The sequence below is a fragment of the Acinetobacter sp. 24-47-66 genome (assembly GCF_056779755.1).
The window spans coordinates 189,265-209,499 of sequence record NZ_JBWYIL010000002.1; the positions used below are offsets into that span (position 1 = coordinate 189,265).

Sequence of the window (20,235 nt, forward strand, 5' to 3'; positions counted from 1 at the left end):
TACTTTATAAAAGTCACTTGATTATAATGTCGCCCTGTTTTAAGGGATTTCACCTGCATGTTTGTTCATTTTCCTTTACCCATATTAAAGCATCAACATTTATTTTGCATTTTACTCGCGTTAATGCTCAGCCTCGGTATCTCATCTACCCAAGCAAATACTGTTGAATTTATCGACTATCAAAAAGTTTTAAATGAAGAACGTGCTTGGGCAGGACTATCCAATAAAACGATTCGCGTCGGAGATGTTGTGTGGTCTTATAGCGAAGGTGGTCCTGCTGATCGACCTGCCTTGTTGCTCATTCATGGTATAGGCATGAATCGAGACAGTTGGAATCATGTCGCTCGGAATCTCACACAGCAATATCGTGTCATTATTGTTGACTTGCCTGGAAGTGGACAAACGCTAACACCAAAAGGATTTGACTTATCACTTCCTCATCTGACTGAACAGTTACGTCGTTTTGCAGAAGCATTACGCATTGAAAACCAGCTTAATCTCGCGGGTCACTCTGTCGGTGGATCAATCGGACTGATGTATGCTGCTAAATATCCTCAAGAAATGAAAAGTTTATTTCTGATCAGTGCCGGTGGATTATTCAGAAGCAACAAAACATTCTTCCTCAATAACCCAATTTATTTAAAGCAGCTTTTAATCTCACAACCTGGTGACTTGAATTATGTTTCTAGGAGAGTCATGCATAAAGCTCCCTTCGTACCCAGTTTAATCAAGAAACAACAAGAGCAAGCACTTATTCAACGCGCGGCGGATACATCTGAGTTGATTCATCAGCTTGTTAAACTCAATCAACAGTACACCGTTGAATCATTTGCTCAATTGTTAAAAAATATTGAGGTTGAAACATTGATTTTGTGGGGAAAACAAGATCAGATAGTAAATGTTGAAGTTGCACATGAATTAGGGACCGCCTTAAAAAAAGCACATCCCCCTATTCTATTAGATCAAATTGGTCATACACCTATCGTAGAAAGACCTGATCTTGTGGCGCAACATTACTTAAGTTTTTTAAATAAGATGAATACCGTTAAAACGTCATCATCAAATTAAGGATATTGAGAATTTTCATGGAAAAAAATCCTAAAATCGAACAGTTGATTGAGGCACATTTGGCATTTCTTGATCATGAATTTTCTCAAGATGACACCATTGAAAATGAATTTTTATATTTTTATCAATGGTTTAGAAAACAACCTTTAAAGCAAATTTGGTCTTTCGAGGCAATTAATGCACTGCTTCAAAAACAAATTCTAAATACACCTGCAACTGATTCTCTCATTCAACAGATTGCGGAGCATATTCGATTTGCGTTGGTTCACCCGCTTAATGAAACGACTCAAATCGAAGATATTATCTCGGTTCACACCATTGATCGAATTGCACTTTATATTTCATCTAAAAGTGCTCACCGCCAAGCTCTAATTAAACGTATTGTGAACAATCCCGCATTTTCGAGTATGCTCACCGAGTTAATCCATCATTCTATTCAGGATTATATTGATAATTCAGTGATGAATAAAAAAGTACCTGGTGTCGGTCGCTTTATGAAAATGGGGAAATCAGTTCTTGAAAGTGTCACTGATTCAAATCTTGATGATACGGTCAAACATTATCTTCAAAAAAATATTATCAAGATCAGTCAAATTAGCGAACAAGTGATTAACCAACACTTTGATGATAATAAGCTATACCACTTTCAAGCCAATCTTTGGCACAAAATAAAGCAAGTCCCACTCTCTGCTGTTAAAAACTATGTTGAGATCAATGATCTACCAAATACTGTGGCAATGGGACATGATATTTGGGACAACCTCCGTCAAACTGAATATCTAAAGCAACAAGTACACGATGGTATTTACACGTGGTATTGCCATAATCAAGACCGCTCTTTTGATCTGATCATGCAAGATATCAATATCAACGAAAGCCTTGTTCAAAATGAATTAAGTGCTCTACTCTGCCCCGTAATTAAGCATATGATTTCTAGTGAACACCTTAAACAACGTGCACGTGTATATCTTGAAAAATTCTACTATTCTGAATCTGCACTAAGTATTCTCACATCTTAATTATAAAACCGCTCCTTAGAGCGGTTTATTAGAAATATGTCGTCGGTATTTGAATCTGAATTTGATGCTCACTCAGCCATGAATTGAGACGTTCTATTTTACGTAGGTCCTTTGATTTTCTATGCTCGCTTATAGGGTAGATATAATGGCAATTCATCAATAAAAATATACTCTCAACAAGTAGTTTTAAATTTTGCTGAAAACAAGGAAGGTGATGTAACTGTTGAAAAGTTTTAGAACCTGTTCTTAAACTTTCAATAATTGCACTGATCACCTCCTTCGGAGCTTGAATTGGGCCAATTGATGTTTTTAAATTAATATTATCCAATCGCTCATTGTTAAGAATAAGATCTAATCTAATCTTATGTAAAATTCCTAAATGGTCTTCAAAACGGTAATTCACTGATTTTTTTTGAAACAAATCCATACGCTGCTTTGAATCCCGAGCAATATCTTTTAGATACTCTTTTGTATTCGAAATATTCACATCTGATATCAACTGTTGCAAGTCGACTGGAATGCTAAGAGAATCTAAGTTTTCAGTTGGAACTGCACTCCCAATATATGATAGATCAGCTTCGATCTTTAAAATCTCATGTACATCTACACTATAAAGGGGTTGCCAATAATTAGTTAAAAGTTCGTGAGCGAGATAATTGGTATCATTTTTTAATGTATTCACAATTCCTTGTATTTTGTCATATCCAATAAAAGCGCCTCTCCGATTTAATTCACTCACTAGTGCTGTAGACAATTCAATACTTTGAGCAGATTGCTGAGACGTATTTTTATCAACCAAGTTAAAGATTTTTTGAATAGGCTGTAAAGTAGCGGATCCAGGAAAGCACATATAGTGTAAATAGAATAGCCCTTGGTCCTTTAAAGATTTATCTAGAATCTGCCTAATAAAATATTGATTGTGTTCAGAAACCCAAGAATACACTCCATGACAGACAATGAAATCAAACACTTCATTATTATTTTTGTTAAATTTTTCAAAGTCTATATTTAAGAATCTTATATTGCTTAACTGTAAGGATTGAGCAAGCTCTGTAGCTCGTTGTATGTGTTTGTCATTAAAATCCACTCCGACAAACTCAGCGTGCGGATTTGCAATTGCTGCCACAATCAAGTTAAGACCACAACCACAACCTAACTCTAAATATCGAAAATTTTGAGATATATCTGGCGCTATATAACCTTGAAATTGGCTGATTGTACTCAGCCAAATTGGCTGCATCTCTGGATAAAAAAACATAGGATAGATGGTGTCAACCACATAGCCATCGACGCGCTTCATTATTTTCCTTCTAAACTCGACTATTCAAAGCTTGGAGTGAGATTCTCTCTCACTCCAAGCACAAGACATTAAAACTTATAATTCAAGGCAAAGCTGTAACGTCGACCATCAAGCACCCAATCATTTCCATCTTTCAGTACATTTTTGTTTGCAACATTATATACACCAGTAGATAGCTGGAATTGGTCACTATACTTATATACAGCTCCAACATCTACAAATGTATAAGCTGGTGTTTTATCTCCATCGGTATCACCCACTGTTTTGCCACGATAATTCAATTGAGTCCATAAATACAATTGATCATTAAAGTCCCAATCCAAGCCTGCATTAAACATATGTTTAGGCAAATTATTCAATGGTTTACCTTCATACTGTCCAGATTTTTGCTCACTATCTGTGAATGTATAAGAGTGTCTATATTTTAAGTAATCTGTGATGTTGTAATCTGTGGTCAGTTCAAGCCCTCTAATTTCGGCCTTATCAATGTTATAGTTGAGTGTATAACCATTTGCGTTATATGGCAGATTAGGGTTGGACTGATAAAAAGCACTACTATCAACGAAATCATTAATTTCAGATTGAGTGTAAGGCGGCTCACCGTCATTTTTTGGGGGAAGTCGACTACCATCTAAACGACCAGATCGAGTAATTTTATCGTTAAAGTCAGTTTGATAGACCATAAGACTTGCAGATAAACCCAATTCAGGATGAGTGAATGCAAAACCTGTTTCATACGTTAAACTGGTTTCTGGCTTTAAATTTGGGTTTGGCATAATTGCCCCGCCCATTGAGTTCAGCATGTAATCTGGAGAAGAATTACGTAAGCTCGGCGCTTTATAACCTGAGATTACCCCTCCTTTTAAAGTCACGTTGTCTGTAGCTTTATAAACTGCATATGCCTTTGGACTGAAATTATCACCAAAAAACTCATTTTCATCGAAACGACCGCTTAAGGTTAGTGCTAACTTATCACTGACATTCCAAGTATCTTCTGCAAAAATAGACCATTGATATCGATCCATTTTAGTGACTTTACCAGCCATCGCTGCATTTTGGTTACTTGTACCATCTTCAAGATTTTCTTTTAAATATCGCCCGCCAATGGTCAGGCTATGATCTTCGAAAAAGTACGTTCCTTGTGTATTGGCTGTGATAGTCTCAAATAAAATCCCCCCTGGATTTTGAACTTTACCCACAGTACGCCCTGTAATTGCATTATTTTTATCTTTATCATATTGCAAGTAAGAAGTAAGTTTTAGATTGTCGTAATCACCATCATGAGTAAGACTAAAATTATTTTTTTCTAATTCGGAGTAAGTCCCTGTATTCGGTACGACATCTGAACGATAGATTAGCTCACCATCATCATTACGATTATTCGTATTATATGCTGGATAATAATTTCCATTAGATAGAACGAAATCTTTACCATCAATATCAACTTTAGGACCCGTTACTGAAACATACTGGGTATAACTTTTACCTGGATTGTGTGTACGCTCTTGTTGAGTTCTTACATATTCAGCAGTGAGTGTGTTTTTTTCATCTGGTGTAAAAACAAACTTTGTACCTAGATTTGTTTTTTGAAAATCTGGTTCACTCTCACCTGTTTCGGCTGTATTTTTTTGTAATGAGCTTTCTTCAATTGTTTGAAGACCAGCCGTAACTTGGACTGAAAGAAGCTTATCAATTAATGGCGCATTTACATACAAGCTGGTATTGGTTGCGTCGTTGTTAACGTCATTCGATTTACCAGCTTTGATATATTCTGTTCGAATACTTGCAGTCAAACGATCTTGATGCTTTTTAGTAATGATATTAATTACACCACCCATTGCATCAGAACCATATAGAGAGGATGACGGGCCTCGAATCACTTCAATACGTTCAATCGATTCTATTGGCGGTAAGAAGTTTACTGATGCTCCTTGAACCCCCCCATTTGTTGTTAAAAGACTACCATCATTCATTGGACGTCCATCTACTAAAAATAGGGTATAAGCTGATCCCATACCCCGAATGGAGATCGTCTGGTTCGTTCCACCGCCTTGTACAAATACACCTGGAACATTTTTCAATGCATCAGTTACATCACTATAAGATTTTTTTTCTAATTCTTCGGCAGTAATCACTGAAATCGTAGCAGCAGCATCCGCTATATTTTGCTCATAACCACTCGCTGAAGTTACAACAATTGTTTTTAACTTAGTTGTATCTTGTTTTGCATTAGTATCTTGACCAATTTGCTCTTGTGCAAAACTTGAAACCGACATGGTGGTTAAGACAGCAAACGCTAACTTAGATTTTAAAAATGTCTTTTGCATTGTGTAATTACCAAAGAATGTGTGGAGAGATCTTGTTCGAATTGTGTCGCATTGTAACAAATGATAATCACTTTGCAATAGATTATGATAACTATTCTCATTTATAGTTTTGTTTTTACATTTCAATTTTATTGATATTACTCATTTTATTCAGTTTTCAAAAAAAAAAGCCCCCTTTTAATGGGAGCTTTTCAAATCTGCTTTTGTAAATTTAAAGGCGACTTATTTCATATAAGCGCCTTCAGATTGACTGTGGTCTGTTTGATCCACGACACGTTGTAACTCTGGAATATGCTGTTTTAGCGTAACTTCAACACCTTGTTTAAGTGTCACATCAATCGCTGAACACCCTTGACAGCCACCACCAAATTTCAAGACCGCTGTTAAACCATGCTCAGCATCTTCAACCACTTCAACCAATGCACAGTTTCCACCATGCCCTGCTAAACCAGGGTTAATTTCTGACTGTAATACATAGGTTATACGTTCTTCAATGGATGCATCTGGACCTACACGTGGCACTTTCGAGTTAGGTGCACGGAAAGTCAACTGACCACCAAAGCGATCTTTGTTGTAATCAATCACTGCATCCAATAAGTATGGGATTGATGGTGTATCAATATATGCAGCAAATTTTGGATATTCTTGTTTATAGTCGGTTGGAACGACTTCATCTGGTGCACTATATGCCATGCAGCATTCAGCACGTGGTGTACCCGGATGTTCTACGAAAACACGTACCGCGATACCAGGAGTATTTTGCTTCTCTAAAAGTTCAAACAAATACTCTTGCGCAGTTGGTGTAATTAATAAATTTGGAATTTCTTCAGCAACTGCAGTGCTGGTGTTCTCAGTCGACATAACAATTTTTCCTCAAGCTGAAGACTCTATTTTAACTGAAGATCGGGGGTAATATTTAAAATTCAACTAAATTTGTCAGAATTATTATATTAATAACAATTAAATTTAAAAAAATGGCATGATGAACAGAATTAAAGCAATTTATTCAATCTTATCCATATGCTTGATTTACCTTTTAATCATACTGTCACCATCGTTTTAATTACGGTTGCCGTTTCACTGGTTGCATTTTCCAATCAAAATATTATGAATCGTTTGATTTTTTGGCCTCCAGCCATGCAGAAAGGTCAATACGATCGATTTATCACGCATGGTTTTATACATGCAGATGGAACACATCTACTGTTCAATATGATCACACTCTTTTTCTTTGGAAGTGTACTTGAGAGTTTTTATCGACAATACTTATATGAACTCGGATTTGTTCTGTTCTATTTAGGCGGTTTAATCGCGGCAATTATTCCAAGCTATTTAAAACATAAAAATGATCACCGCTGGGCAAGTCTAGGGGCTTCTGGAGCAGTGTCAGCAGTCTTGTTTGCTTATATTTTATTTCAGCCATGGAAACTGATATTTGTCTTCTTTATTCCAGTTCCAGCCATTATTTTTGCCGTGCTTTATGTTGCTTATAGTATTTGGTCAGGTAAACGTGGAAACAGTAACATCAACCACAGCGCACATTTATGGGGTGCAGCCTACGGTGTCGTGGTTACAATATTGATTGAACCTCAAATTATTCCACATTTCTTCAGCAAGTTGCTTCAACTACCTTTTTAATTCTTAATCCTTGCGGAGGATTAAAACACTCCGCATAAATACCCTTCAATTCAAAGTAGATACTAGTAAGAAGATAAAAACACAAATTCAACAATGATAATGATTATCATTTATATATTCATGGTAAGCTTTTATCAAACCTCGAGGTATTGATATGACTTACATTAAACTTCCATTGGCACTCATTCTTTCATTCAGTGCCGTTGTTTCATATGCTCAACCTGTTCAATTCACTTATCAAGATCAAACTATTCAGCTGCAAAATACACCACAGAAGCTGGCTGTGTACGAATTATCCGCGTTGGATACACTGAATGCTTTAGGTATTCAGGCGTCGATCGTACCTGAAACTACTTTTGCTGGTGCTTTGAAAAAATTTAATGACAAACAATATTTAAAAGCTGGATCTTTATTTGAACCCAACCAAACCTTATTAAGAGAACAAAAGCCAGATCTCATCATTGTCGGCGGGCGTTCTGCCGCGAAATTAGATGAGGTCAAAAAAATTGCACCTGCAATCAACCTCTGGCCTGATACTCAAAACTTCAATCAAGACCTGAAAAATCGCACACTTTTTTTAGCAAAAATGTTTAATAAGGAACAACTCGCACAATCTAAATTAGATCATGTCTATGCCCTTCAAGCACAACTTAAACAACTCACTAAAGGCAAATCCGGCCTGATGCTTTTTGCCATGGGTGATAATTTTATACCGCATGCAAAGAATGAAAGATTTGGATTTACCTATGATATTTCTGGCTTAAAGTCAGTGGTGCCGACTGCAGCACCTCAAGCCTCAAGTGCTCGACCTGCTCCAAACTCACCAGAAGCTCTTGCTGCCGCGCAACGCAATTTAGAGCGTCTAGTACAAGCAATAAAACAAAATCCTGATTTCATCATTGTGTTAGACCGTGGTGCTGTAAACACGCAAAACTATGCTGCGAAACAACATATTCAATCACATCCATTACTCAAGAATAGTCAAGCAGTCAAAGAGAATCGTGTCATCTTTGTTGATGCCGATGCCTGGTATTTAACGGGCGCTGGCTTAGATAACACTGCATTTATGTTAGAAGAATTGATCAATGGTATAAAAAATACTAAATAATTGATTTTGTTTATAAAGGAAGTCTTCGGCTTCCTTTTTTTAGAAATATCTCGTAATAATTCAATCAATATCTGGTAATTAATGCCACCTAAATCATTAATTTTGTCAGGATAATGTAGGCATCCGCGAATTTATTCATTTTTTTTTGAGATTTTTTGCATGTCTAATCAACCTGATGGTTTACAATTTTCCTCTAACACGTCCTCTAAACCCAGCAGTTCAAAATCAGGCCAACGCATCATCAGTGCGGCATTACAACAGATTCAGCCAGAATACGCTGATGCAGTTATCAATGAAAAGAATTGGCGAAAATCCTATCCGATTCATTTTAAACGGTTGGTAGAATGTGGGCTCTCATCACCTGAAGCTGCGCTGCGCATCGCTCAAGATGGACTTCAACAAGCTTATGAAGAGTTTAGTTTTCAACGTGATCAACATACACAAGCATTGAATGAAGTGATGAAACTTAAATCAAAAGATTTAAATACCTACACACTTCAAGGAAACTCTACTGCTGAGCCGCAATGGTTTGTACCTTATCAGGGTAAAAATTTAGAAGGTCAAGCCCTACTCGACCAAATTCAACTTTGGTTAGACCGAGGTATTATAGAAGCATCACATGCTCAGGCACTACAAGCATGTGTGCAGCATCCAGAGTGGTTTGACCTTTCGGATCGAACAATGGTGCTGTTTGGTGCAGCTTCTGAAGCAGGGCCTTTACCTTGGCTGGCGAAATGGAAAGCCAATATCGTGGCGCTTGATTTAAATCATGAGCGAGTATGGACAAAGATTTTGAATACTGTTCTGCAAGGCAATGCGACCTTATACGCTCCAAGTGTCGAATCAATAGATTCATCTGCATCTATACGTGAAGCTGCAGAGCGTTTAGGCGTTAACTTATTAACAGATACCCCTGAGATTGCACATTGGCTCACCCAGTTTGATCAAGACTTAGATCTTGCCGCGATTGCGTATTTAGATGGCGAAAAGCACGTTCGTGTTTCTATGGCGATGGACGCCATTATGCAACATGTCAGCCAACAAAAATCCAATACCAGTTTGATGTATATGTGTACGCCCACTGACGTCTACGCTGTACCACAGGAAGTTATTCAAGGTGGATTAGATAAGTTTAAATCACGCTCTAAACTTGAAAATATTCTGTCCAAGAGTATTTCGACTGTCTCTCGTGATTATTTTTTCAAACAAAACGAAGAACGCTTATTCCAATGTCATGATAAACAGTATGGGATATGCGACTGTCTTGTGGTTGAACAAGGTCCAAATTATGCGTTGGCGAAAAGGATTCAACAATGGCGCGCTACGTTAGCACGGTCACAAGGTCAACGTGTCAGTATTAATATTGCTCCATCGACCACTACACATTCGGTAACCAAAAACCCATTATTAAAAGCTGCTTTCAATGGTGCCAATTTGTTTGATGTTGAAGCATTTGAACCCGCGACGACCAATGCGATTATGGCTGCGTTGTGGATTCATGATTTGAGAAACCCACAGTCGGTTGCCAATCCTGACATCGCCCTCAATCATCCATTAGACTTAATCATGCATGGTGCTAATCATGGTGGATTATGGCGTGTAGCATATCTCGCACGCACCGCCCTACCATTTGCCGCATTATATGGTTTTGCTGAAGAAAAACTCCCCTTCAAAAAACTTTTGTCTAAATTCCAAAAATAAGCGACATAAACAATTGATCATAAAAAAAGCGCTGATTGTTCAGCGCTTTTTTAGTCTTTAAGTATTGATTTCAATCAGGTGAACTGAAGGAACAACCAGAATAAACCACCTGACAAACAGATTGTTGCTGGCAGTGTGAAAATCCACGCTGATAAAATTGTGCGAACCATTTGGAAGTTTAAGCCCGACTTATTCGCAACCATCGTACCTGCTACAGCAGAGTTTAAAACGTGTGTTGTTGACACTGGCATACCAAAGCCATCAGCAGCAGCAATCGTTGACATTGCAACTAACTCTGCAGACATCCCCTGACCATAAGTCATGTGTTGTTTACCAATACGCTCACCAACGGTAACAACAATACGTTTCCAGCCTACCATCGTCCCTAGACCTAATGCCAATGCAGTCGCAACTTTCACCCATGTTGGAATGTATTGAAGGAATGAATCTAAGTTATCACGGTAGTTGTCCACTGTTTTTTCTTGCGCTTCAGTCATGGCAGGTAAAGCTTCTGCTTTATCTAAACGCTTGAATGCAGTCGTGCTGAGGTACATATCATTACGGAATTCAGCCACTTGATCTTCAGGAACATCTTTAATGGATGTGTAGCTTCCTACTTTTTCACCTAAATGATCCGTCAAGCTTGCCAAAGCTGGCACAACTTCAGGTGTGATTTCTTTGGTTTGGATATATGACGTGATAATTTGACGCGCTTTTTCATCTGGAATATCTTGGTGATTTGGATAAATCAAATCAGCAGTTTGAGCAGATAACTGACCAAACGTTTGGATATGTTGTTGATCTAGACTCTTGTTTAAAGAGTATGCCAATGGCACGATCCCGATCAGAATCAACATAATCAGCCCCATACCTTTTTGACCATCATTTGAGCCGTGTGCAAAACTTACACCGGTACACGTGAAAATCAAAATGGCACGAATAAGTGGCGGCGGCGGTTTATTCCCTTCTGGTGGTTGGAATAATTCCACTTGTTTCTTAAAGATTTTTTTAACCAATAAGAACAATACAGCCGCAAATGCAAAACCGATTAATGGTGAGAATAAAAGTGCTTTACCCACTTTCATCACCTGTTCCATGTCTACACCTGACGCACCATTACCTGCGTTTAAGATGTAGTTCATGATGCCCACACCTAAAATCGAACCGATCAGTGTATGAGAGCTAGAAGCAGGGATACCGAGGAACCAAGTTCCTAAGTTCCATACGATTGCGGCAATCAACATGGCAAAGACCATGGCAAAACCAGCACCTGAACCGACGTTCATAATCAATTCAACAGGCAATAGCGCGATAATACCGTAGGCAACTGCACCACTTGCGACCATTACGCCAAGGAAGTTACAGAAGCCTGCCCACATTACAGCGACAGGTGCAGATAAAGCATTGGTATAAATAACTGTTGCCACAGCATTGGCCGTGTCATGGAAACCGTTAACGAACTCGAAACCCAATGCGATAAACAATGCCGTGGCCAACATGATCACAGCATAAAGATTTAAAGCAGGCACATGAGATAAATCAGCAGCCAACTGAAAACCAATGTAAATCAAGGTTGAAACAATCAGTGTAAGGAACACTGGCATAAAGAATTTCGGCGTTGGCACGTGAACATTCGTCGACTGCATAGGCGTTGACGATTGTGCTGAATCTGAAACTGGAGTTTGATTAGAATTCATGCAAGCAGAGAAAGAGGATAAATATCCCCTCTATTGTTCAATTTAATTATTACAATTATATGACAAAGAGCTGTCATATAAGTCATCCAAATGACACTTATTTAAGAAAATTAAACTTTAAAAACTAATAATATTCAAAATTTAACAATAATAATCAGATAGTTAATACAAAACCCTCGTCTTTAATCTTTATTTCAATCGGTAATTAAATAGATGAAATAAAGATGACATCACTGTCACATTTGTTACAACGGCAATTATTATTACATTAGATTATGACAACATGATGAAATATAGACAGTTTCAGTTTTGATAGGTTGATCATCGTAGTCGATGGATGAAATTCATCCTTAATTTTTTGGGAATAGGTTCATAAATTTTTATTTATCAGAAAAGTGGACGTAACTCTGCTAAAATATTGCACCATTATTTGTGCAGATTTTTGTGAGAGTCATTTGATGTCTACCCTCGCCACCTTAAAAGCGCTTCTTGCCAAACGTATCCTGATTATTGATGGTGCAATGGGTACCATGATCCAACGCCACAAATTGGAAGAAGCTGATTACCGTGGTGAACGTTTTGAGGATTGGGCCTACGACCTTAAGGGTAATAACGACTTATTGGTTCTAACTCAGCCACAGATTATTCAAGGCATTCATGAAGCTTATCTTGAAGCTGGTGCAGATATTATTGAAACCAACTCGTTCAATGGAACGCGTGTTTCAATGTCTGACTACCATATGGAAGATTTGGTTCCTGAGATTAACCGTGAAGCAGCTCGAATTGCCAAAGAAGCATGTAAAAAATACTCAACACCTGAAAAGCCACGTTTTGTCGCAGGCGTATTAGGACCAACGTCACGTACCACTTCAATTTCACCAAATGTAAATGATCCGGCATTCCGTAACATCACCTTTGATGAGTTAAAAGTTAACTACATTGAAGCGACTAAGGCATTGATTGAAGGTGGTGCAGACATCATCTTGATTGAAACGGTCTTCGATACCCTAAATGCCAAAGCTGCGATCTTTGCAGTGAAAGAAGTGTTTAAAGAAATTGGTTACGAACTGCCAATTATGATTTCGGGCACCATTACCGATGCATCTGGCCGTACACTCACAGGTCAAACCGCAGAAGCATTCTGGAACTCAATGCGCCATGCAGAGCCTTTATCGATTGGCTTTAACTGTGCACTTGGTGCAGATGCGATGCGTCCACACGTCAAAACCGTGTCTGACGTTGCGGATACTTTTGTTTCAGCGCATCCTAACGCAGGCTTACCAAATGCCTTCGGTGGTTATGATGAAACTCCTGAAGAAACTGCAGCATTTATTAAAGAATTTGCTGAAAGTGGCTTAATTAACATTACGGGTGGTTGTTGTGGTACGACGCCGGATCATATTCGTGCGATTGCGCAAGCGGTTGAAGGTATTGCACCGCGTCAAATCCCTGAAATTGAACCTGCATGTCGTTTAAGTGGTTTAGAGCCATTCAACATCACCAAAGATTCATTATTCGTCAACGTCGGTGAACGTACCAACGTGACAGGTTCTAAAAAATTCCTTCGTTTAATTAAAGAAGGTAACTTCACCGAAGCTTTAGATGTGGCACGTCAACAAGTTGAAGCCGGTGCGCAAATCATCGACATCAACATGGATGAAGGGATGCTGGATTCGCAAGAAGCGATGGTGCATTTCCTGAATCTGATCGCGTCTGAGCCTGATATTTCACGTGTGCCAATCATGCTTGACTCTTCTAAATGGGAGATCATTGAAGCAGGTTTGAAATGCGTCCAAGGTAAAGCAGTTGTCAACTCAATCTCCTTAAAAGAAGGTTATGACGAGTTTGTCGAACGTGCTCGCCTCTGCCGTCAGTACGGTGCGGCAGTCATTGTCATGGCGTTTGATGAAAATGGTCAGGCGGATACTGCTGAACGTAAAAAAGAAATCTGTAAGCGTTCTTATGATGTCTTAGTCAACGAAGTGGGCTTCCCATCTGAAGATATTATTTTTGACCCGAACGTGTTTGCGGTCGCAACAGGTATTGAAGAACACAACAATTATGGTGTGGACTTCATTGAAGCAACCGGTTGGATTAAACAAAACCTTCCAAATGCGATGGTGTCAGGCGGGATCTCAAACGTATCGTTCTCATTCCGTGGTAATGAGCCTGTTCGTGAAGCGATCCATGCGGTGTTCTTGTATCACGGCATTCAACAAGGCTTAACCATGGGGATCGTCAACGCAGGTCAGCTTGCAATTTATGATGATATCGATGCTGAGCTAAAAAAAGCTGTTGAAGATGTGGTACTGAACCGTAACCAAGGCGTAAGCGGTCAAGAAGCGACTGAAAAATTGCTAGCTGTTGCGGAAAAATATCGTGGTCAAGCGGGTGCGCAAAAGGCTGAAGAAAACCTTGAATGGCGCAATGAACCTGTAGAAAAACGTCTTGAATACGCGTTAGTTAAAGGTATTACGACTTATATCGATGAAGATACTGAAGAAGCACGTTTAAAATCAGCTCGTCCACTTGATGTGATCGAAGGTCCACTCATGGCAGGGATGAACGTGGTGGGTGACCTGTTCGGTGCCGGCAAAATGTTCTTACCACAAGTGGTGAAATCTGCACGTGTGATGAAACAAGCCGTGGCTTGGTTGAACCCATTTATTGAAGCAGAAAAAACCCAAGGCGAAGCCAAAGGTAAAATCTTGCTTGCTACTGTTAAAGGCGACGTACACGACATCGGTAAAAACATCGTGGGTGTGGTACTTGGCTGTAACGGTTATGACATCGTTGACCTTGGCGTGATGGTACCGTGTGAGAAAATCTTACAAACAGCGATTGATGAAAAAGTTGACATCATCGGTTTATCAGGGTTGATTACACCGTCATTGGATGAAATGGTTTTTGTTGCCAAAGAAATGCAACGTAAAGGCTTTAACATTCCACTCATGATTGGTGGTGCGACCACGTCTAAAGCACATACCGCTGTGAAGATTGCACCGCAATATCACAATGATGGTGTGTACTACACTGCCGATGCATCTCGTGCAGTCGGTGTTGCAACCCAATTGCTTTCACCTGAAATGAAGCCTCAATTGGCAGCTGACTATGCTGCGGATTATGAAAAAATCCGTACGCGTCTTGCCAACAAACAACCGAAAGCAGCAAAACTTTCTTATGCTGAATCGGTTGAAAATGGTTTCAAGATTGACTTTGAAAAGCATGCACCTGTAAAACCAAACTTCATTGGTTCGCAAACATTCACCAACTATCCACTCGAAACTTTAGTTGAATACTTCGACTGGACACCGTTCTTTATTTCTTGGAGCTTGGCGGGTAAATACCCGAAAATCCTTGAAGATGAAGTCGTTGGCGAAGCTGCACGTGATTTGTTTGAACAAGCACAAGCGATGCTCAAAGACATCATCGAAAATAAACGTTTCGATGCGCGCGCTACTTTTAGTCTTTACCCTGCCAATCGTGTTGCAGCGGATACTGTTGCGGTAACGGATGAAAATGGCAATGTGACGCATACCTTTGAGCATATTCGTCAGCAGTCTGACAAAGTGACAGGCAAAGCGAATTTCTCACTAGCTGACTTTGTTGCACCGAAAGACGTGGCGCAAGATTATTTGGGTGGTTTCACTGTATCGATCTTTGGTGCGGAAGAACTTTCACAGGAATACAAAACTAAAGGTGATGACTATAACGCGATTATGGTTCAAGCCTTGGGTGACCGTTTTGCAGAAGCATTTGCAGAACACTTGCACCAACGTATTCGTAAAGAGTTCTGGGGCTACCAAGCGGATGAACAGTTAACGAATGAAGAGTTGATCAAAGAGAAGTATGTGGGTATTCGTCCTGCACCGGGCTACCCTGCTTGTCCTGAACATTCTGAAAAAGCGCCTTTGTTTGATTGGTTAGGTACGACTGATAAGATCGGTACTTATCTAACTTCTAGCTTTGCAATGTGGCCACCTTCATCAGTCAGCGGTTTCTACTATGCAAACCCTGAAACCGAATACTTTAACGTGGGCAAAATCTCTGGCGATCAGTTGGAAGATTATGCGAAGCGTAAAGGTTGGACCTTGGATGAGGCGAAACGTTGGTTAGCACCGAATTTGGATGACTCGGTGATCTAAACATGTTAAAAAAGTCCTTCTCTTGAAGGACTTTTTATTCCTTAAATTAACCCGAGTTCTGCTCAAATAATAAGATTATTCATTATTTGAATCATATAAAGAATATACTGTGATCTGATTACTCTAAAAATTTATAATGAAATTATATTCATCTTATTATTTTAACGAAAAATTTTTATTCGCAATTCAGGTTAAATTAGGTCTAATTAGTTATTCTTAATTTACAAATTAATTTATATAAATTACTTATGAAAAGTTATATTGTAATAATTCGTTAAGCTAATTTTTTTAATTATATTTTCTCTGTAAAATTTCATGATATTTAAAATATTTCAATAAAATTAATAAAAGAGACAGGTCGTATGTTGCATTGTGGTGGTGAAGGTCATCCTATTCACTATATTTCTGATTATAAAATGACAGTTCTCGCTCGTTATGATCAAGATGAACTTGGACGTACCGTAATTGAGACCTTTTGGGCAGGAGATCCTAACTTTAACGCTGGTCCAGTCGCTTTCCCATCTGCTTTAGATGCTGAAATTATCCGTCAAATCGAAAATAAGAATTTGAAACCTCATCAGAATAAGTGGGAGCGTTGGAATCTCTCCGCAATTGATCTCCCCCAAATGATGTCTGCTTTAGGTGGGACAGTCACAATAAACGTATTTAATGCGTATATCGCCTCTCAAGAAAATACTTTGGTCACTTCTGATGTCAGTTGTCCTCGTATGAGTTTAATTCCTACAAGTTTTAGTAATGTTGATACTTCTGAACCCAACCAACATATAACGATTCAATTTGGTGATTATATTTTTAAGGCTTTAAGAGAATATTGGAATGAAATTACATCAGATGAGTTTCTACGTTCTATTGAAGTCATCAACAATAAATCGGATAAAGAACTAGCAACCTTAGCGAAGCAAGCAATTAAAGCTATTTCGGTTGTTCCAATAGATCAAATCAAGTTTGGCATAAATGATCAACTTGCTTTGTTTTCTCCACCAAGTCGAATGTGGAAGTTTGCTGAACAAGGTGATTTTAACCAAGAGAAATTAAACTGATTGAATAAAAATAAAGGAAAATAAATGAAAGGTTTTGCGATTCATAATGCACCAACTGACCATGGTGGTCGGATTCCATCAACGCAGATGAGAAGTTCTCAAGAAGGAAATCTTTTTGTTCGTGCTGATGATGGTCATTTCTGCCCTAAATGTAAAGTTTGGTCAACCGTACAACCAAGCCATAATCATATAATTTTTGATGGTAAGCCTGTCGCTTATGTAGATGATATTTTAAGTTGTGGAGCGAGAATTTTACCTCAACAGTCTCATGTTGTTGGGGAAAGCGGTGGAGCTAATTTACGTTCTTCTAACACAATTTTTCAGCTAATTAACTCTTAACAAAACTTAAATAATAACTTAGTTCAAGAACAGAAAGAGAAAATAGAATGTTTCTGTAATAAAGATATAAGTATGGAGCTTTTTAAATTAATTTTACCATCAGATATTTTTAGTAAAGGACTTTTTTATAGATCTACATATCCCAAAATTAAAAATTTAGACATTCAAAAATTCTTAGACTTATTGAATGAAGCCATGAAAAAATTTGAAATTAATACCTGTTTGAGAAAGGCTCATTTCTTAGCTCAAATCTCATGTGAAGGAGATTTTTTTAGAACAACAGAAGAATATAAAAATAAAAATGGCTCTGTTCCATCACATTGGAATAACTATGAAGGTGGACATGAATATCATGGTCGTGGACTTATACAACTAACTCATAAAGCCAATTACATAAAGTATGGTAAAACAGTTGGAGTAACCTTTAATTTAAATAACATTCATTTAGTTGCTTCTGAGCCAGAACACGTAGTTAATTCTGCAGTTTGGTATTGGCTAAAAGGTTCTGCTTGGGGGAATGGAAATACGTATGCAGATAAAGATGACGTTCATTATGTTACTATGCTCGTTAATGGCGGTTTTAACCATTACTGTGATAGAAAGCGTAACCTGCTAAATTTAATAGAAAAAATACAGATAAAAGAACTCTGTGAGAAATCTAAACAGAGCGGTAAAACTATTGGTAATTATAGCTTTTCAACCAGTGCTTTAAGTAAAAGTAAAATTGGTCCTAAAATGTGGTCTAACTATCAAAAAAACCCAAGCTTAAAAAAATATATATCTTGTGAGTTATAAGGAAGTTCAAATGAAAAAAAACATTATAATTTCAACTATCTCTATACTTGCTTCTTGCGTCAGTCACGCAGATACAGCAATATCTTTACAAAGATTATCTAACTCAAATGAATGTCAAATTATAGATAAACTCGTAGTTTCTGATAACTTTGAAAAATTTGAAAGCTTTAGTATTCCAAATGAAGATTATTTAACAATTAAATTATCTGATAGCAGGAAGAATGCTTGTTATTCTTTTAAATATTTTCCTAATATCTCTCCACACTTAAATCTATCAGTTAAAAATAAGAAATTATTCGTTAATGAAATTGCTGGATCTACACTAAACGGAAATCAGGTTAAGACTACATATTCTATAAATTTTAAACAGAAAAAGTTAATTAAGCTTAAGTCTGAAATGATCACTTTTGACGTAGATGAAAAAGGAAATGTAATAAAGAGTATAAGTAGCTTACTAGAATAGAATTACTCACTTCTTGGAAAGAAGAATGAAATTTAAAACATTAATCCCAATATTTATTAGTTGTTCCGTTATAACTATAGGGTATGCTAAAACAAATAATTATTTGATTAGCAAAGACATTAAACCAAAATATAATCTTCAATTAAGTGGTTCATACCCACTAATAGCAGGAAACCAATTTAAAGAAGTTAATAGTTCTATTGTAAAATTTATTACAACTAATTTTGATAACGAAGATGATAACTATCCTACTGAAGTTAGTTTTGAAAAATTATATCAAAATAAAGATATATTGAGCTTGAACCGTACCGGGTTTATCGGAGAGATTTTTATTTAAGTTAGGCCACCTGACCTAACGGATTAACCTTATCATAGTACATTGCTTCAAACTCAAATGGCGATACATAACCTAGAGCACTATGTACACGCTTTTTATTGAACCAATCCACCCAGTTTAATGTCGCAAGTTGTACATCTACTAAACCTTGCCAATCTGCTTTTAGATATTCAATCACTTCTGTTTTGTATAAGCCATTCACCGTTTCAGCCAAAGCATTATCGTATGAATCACCAGTCGTACCAACTGATGCTCGTAAATTTGCTGCTTCTAAACGATTGGTATAGCGAATGGAAAGATATTGCACACCTCTATCGGAATGATGAATCACGTGCTTTGGCATGCCTCGATCATGTAATGCTTGCTCCAATGCATCGAGCACCATATCTGTATTCATTCGTGTAGATACTTTCCATCCAACAATGGCTCGTGAGAACACATCAATAATAAAGGCGGTATACACCCAGCCTGAATTGGTTCGAACATACGTGAAGTCAGCGACCCACAGTTGGTCAGGATGATCAGCAGTAAAATTGCGTTTCACCAAGTCAGGTGCACGCTTTTGATCATCTCGGCTACGAGTAGTTTGTTTATTCTTACCGCGCCAAACACCTTGTATGCCTAGATTTTGCATCAATCGAGCAACCGTACAGCGTGCAACAATATAGCCTTCACGTTTTAATTGTTGCCAGACTTTACGTACACCATATCGACCCGAACTTTCTTTCCAAATTCGTTTCACTTGTTCAGCATGATGCACGTCATGTAAATCGCGTTTTGAGCGCTTTTCTGGGTTCTCGGTCAGATCCAACTGTCGGTAATAGGTCGATGGTGAAATCGGTAAAATTTTACAGATTGCCTCAACACCATATAGGTCTTTATTGTTATGGATGAAATCCACCATTATTTGTGTGGGCGGTCGAGCTCCGCCTGGGCGAAAAAAGCAGCTGCTTTACGTAGAATTTCGTTAGCGCGTTGCAGTTCTTTATTTTCACGTTCCAGTTGTTTTATGCGTTCTTGATCTGAAAGATGCTGTACTTTAACTGGATTTTGTTGATCCAAATATTTTTGATGCCAAACACGCAGTGTTTCAGGGGTACAACCTATCTTGGGAGCAATAGCAGTGATTGCAGCCCAATTTGATGGTTAATCTTTTTCGGATTCAATAACAAGTTGAACCGCTCTTTCCTTGATTTCAGGGGTATAGTTTAATTTTTTCATCGGAGTAGTTTCTCAG

Annotated in this window: 14 protein-coding genes, 2 pseudogenes and 1 other annotated feature; of the genes and pseudogenes, 11 read left to right on the top strand and 5 right to left on the bottom strand. The window is 38.0% G+C overall.

Annotation, left to right across the window (positions count from 1 at the left end):
• Positions 1 to 57: 57 nt before the first annotated feature.
• Complete coding sequence (locus AC1M84_RS03205; RefSeq protein ID WP_481594412.1) at positions 58 to 1,068, top strand: alpha/beta fold hydrolase; 1,011 nt, start codon at positions 58 to 60, stop codon at positions 1,066 to 1,068.
• A 17-nt stretch (positions 1,069 to 1,085) separates the two neighbouring features.
• A complete protein-coding gene (locus AC1M84_RS03210; protein WP_481594413.1) occupies positions 1,086 to 2,087 on the top strand; it encodes a hypothetical protein in 1,002 nt (333 codons plus the stop codon).
• Positions 2,088 to 2,115: 28 nt separating this feature from the next.
• Here the strand turns inward: AC1M84_RS03210 and AC1M84_RS03215 are convergent, their stop codons facing one another.
• From AC1M84_RS03215 to nfuA, 3 genes are all read right to left on the bottom strand, one after another.
• Positions 2,116 to 3,387: a class I SAM-dependent methyltransferase gene (locus AC1M84_RS03215; RefSeq protein ID WP_481594414.1), complete on the bottom strand. Its 1,272-nt coding sequence runs from the start codon at positions 3,385 to 3,387 to the stop codon at positions 2,116 to 2,118.
• Between the two features lie 68 nt (positions 3,388 to 3,455).
• A complete protein-coding gene (locus AC1M84_RS03220; RefSeq protein WP_481593914.1) occupies positions 3,456 to 5,714 on the bottom strand; it encodes a TonB-dependent receptor domain-containing protein in 2,259 nt (752 codons plus the stop codon).
• 222 nt (positions 5,715 to 5,936) lie between these two features.
• The gene (nfuA, locus tag AC1M84_RS03225; RefSeq protein WP_035269609.1) at positions 5,937 to 6,575 is read right to left on the bottom strand and encodes a Fe-S biogenesis protein NfuA; all 639 of its coding nucleotides are present in this window, start codon (positions 6,573 to 6,575) and stop codon (positions 5,937 to 5,939) included.
• A gap of 159 nt (positions 6,576 to 6,734) precedes the next feature.
• Between nfuA and AC1M84_RS03230 the strand changes: the two genes are divergently transcribed.
• The 3 genes from AC1M84_RS03230 (at position 6,735) to AC1M84_RS03240 (ending at position 10,161) form a co-directional block, all read left to right on the top strand.
• Positions 6,735 to 7,352: a rhomboid family intramembrane serine protease gene (locus AC1M84_RS03230; protein ID WP_481594415.1), complete on the top strand. Its 618-nt coding sequence runs from the start codon at positions 6,735 to 6,737 to the stop codon at positions 7,350 to 7,352.
• Between the two features lie 154 nt (positions 7,353 to 7,506).
• Entirely contained in the window at positions 7,507 to 8,460 is a 954-nt protein-coding gene (locus tag AC1M84_RS03235) for an ABC transporter substrate-binding protein (RefSeq protein ID WP_481594416.1), read from the top strand.
• A gap of 159 nt (positions 8,461 to 8,619) precedes the next feature.
• Positions 8,620 to 10,161: a hypothetical protein gene (locus AC1M84_RS03240; protein ID WP_481594417.1), complete on the top strand. Its 1,542-nt coding sequence runs from the start codon at positions 8,620 to 8,622 to the stop codon at positions 10,159 to 10,161.
• A gap of 74 nt (positions 10,162 to 10,235) precedes the next feature.
• Here AC1M84_RS03240 and AC1M84_RS03245 read toward each other — a convergent pair whose 3' ends face one another.
• Positions 10,236 to 11,858, bottom strand: a complete 1,623-nt coding sequence (locus AC1M84_RS03245) for an inorganic phosphate transporter (RefSeq protein WP_180027990.1) — start codon at positions 11,856 to 11,858, stop codon at positions 10,236 to 10,238.
• Between the two features lie 458 nt (positions 11,859 to 12,316).
• Between AC1M84_RS03245 and metH the strand changes: the two genes are divergently transcribed.
• From metH to AC1M84_RS03275, 6 genes and pseudogenes are all read left to right on the top strand, one after another.
• The gene (metH, locus tag AC1M84_RS03250; protein ID WP_481594418.1) at positions 12,317 to 16,003 is read left to right on the top strand and encodes a methionine synthase; all 3,687 of its coding nucleotides are present in this window, start codon (positions 12,317 to 12,319) and stop codon (positions 16,001 to 16,003) included.
• 362 nt (positions 16,004 to 16,365) lie between these two features.
• Entirely contained in the window at positions 16,366 to 17,064 is a 699-nt protein-coding gene (locus tag AC1M84_RS03255) for a hypothetical protein (RefSeq protein WP_481594419.1), read from the top strand.
• A gap of 24 nt (positions 17,065 to 17,088) precedes the next feature.
• A pseudogene (locus AC1M84_RS03260) lies at positions 17,089 to 17,376 on the top strand (PAAR domain-containing protein); the annotation flags it as partial.
• A gap of 99 nt (positions 17,377 to 17,475) precedes the next feature.
• The gene (locus AC1M84_RS03265; protein WP_481594420.1) at positions 17,476 to 18,198 is read left to right on the top strand and encodes a glycoside hydrolase family 19 protein; all 723 of its coding nucleotides are present in this window, start codon (positions 17,476 to 17,478) and stop codon (positions 18,196 to 18,198) included.
• A gap of 10 nt (positions 18,199 to 18,208) precedes the next feature.
• Positions 18,209 to 18,661, top strand: coding sequence for a hypothetical protein (locus AC1M84_RS03270; RefSeq protein ID WP_481594421.1), 453 nt, complete (start codon positions 18,209 to 18,211; stop codon positions 18,659 to 18,661).
• Between the two features lie 25 nt (positions 18,662 to 18,686).
• Complete coding sequence (locus AC1M84_RS03275) at positions 18,687 to 18,998, top strand: hypothetical protein (protein ID WP_481594422.1); 312 nt, start codon at positions 18,687 to 18,689, stop codon at positions 18,996 to 18,998.
• Position 18,999: 1 nt separating this feature from the next.
• Here the strand turns inward: AC1M84_RS03275 and AC1M84_RS03280 are convergent.
• Positions 19,000 to 20,219: pseudogene (locus AC1M84_RS03280) on the bottom strand (IS3 family transposase).
• Positions 19,828 to 19,944: a sequence feature (AL1L pseudoknot), on the bottom strand. It overlaps the preceding pseudogene by 117 nt.
• Positions 20,220 to 20,235 lie beyond the last annotated feature (16 nt).

Excerpts from the sequence above, each read along its gene's own strand:
- AC1M84_RS03275 (WP_481594422.1), top strand. The coding sequence starts at position 18,687 with ATGAAATTTAAAACATTAATCCCAATATTTATTAGTTGTTCCGTTATA.
- nfuA (WP_035269609.1), bottom strand. The coding sequence starts at position 6,575 with ATGTCGACTGAGAACACCAGCACTGCAGTTGCTGAAGAAATTCCAAAT.
- AC1M84_RS03215 (WP_481594414.1), bottom strand. The coding sequence starts at position 3,387 with ATGAAGCGCGTCGATGGCTATGTGGTTGACACCATCTATCCTATGTTT.
- AC1M84_RS03220 (WP_481593914.1), bottom strand. The coding sequence starts at position 5,714 with ATGCAAAAGACATTTTTAAAATCTAAGTTAGCGTTTGCTGTCTTAACC.
- AC1M84_RS03270 (WP_481594421.1), top strand. The coding sequence starts at position 18,209 with ATGAAAAAAAACATTATAATTTCAACTATCTCTATACTTGCTTCTTGC.
- AC1M84_RS03240 (WP_481594417.1), top strand. The coding sequence starts at position 8,620 with ATGTCTAATCAACCTGATGGTTTACAATTTTCCTCTAACACGTCCTCT.
- AC1M84_RS03230 (WP_481594415.1), top strand. The coding sequence starts at position 6,735 with ATGCTTGATTTACCTTTTAATCATACTGTCACCATCGTTTTAATTACG.
- AC1M84_RS03245 (WP_180027990.1), bottom strand. The coding sequence starts at position 11,858 with ATGAATTCTAATCAAACTCCAGTTTCAGATTCAGCACAATCGTCAACG.
- metH (WP_481594418.1), top strand. The coding sequence starts at position 12,317 with ATGTCTACCCTCGCCACCTTAAAAGCGCTTCTTGCCAAACGTATCCTG.
- AC1M84_RS03235 (WP_481594416.1), top strand. The coding sequence starts at position 7,507 with ATGACTTACATTAAACTTCCATTGGCACTCATTCTTTCATTCAGTGCC.
- AC1M84_RS03205 (WP_481594412.1), top strand. The coding sequence starts at position 58 with ATGTTTGTTCATTTTCCTTTACCCATATTAAAGCATCAACATTTATTT.
- AC1M84_RS03265 (WP_481594420.1), top strand. The coding sequence starts at position 17,476 with ATGGAGCTTTTTAAATTAATTTTACCATCAGATATTTTTAGTAAAGGA.
- AC1M84_RS03255 (WP_481594419.1), top strand. The coding sequence starts at position 16,366 with ATGTTGCATTGTGGTGGTGAAGGTCATCCTATTCACTATATTTCTGAT.
- AC1M84_RS03210 (WP_481594413.1), top strand. The coding sequence starts at position 1,086 with ATGGAAAAAAATCCTAAAATCGAACAGTTGATTGAGGCACATTTGGCA.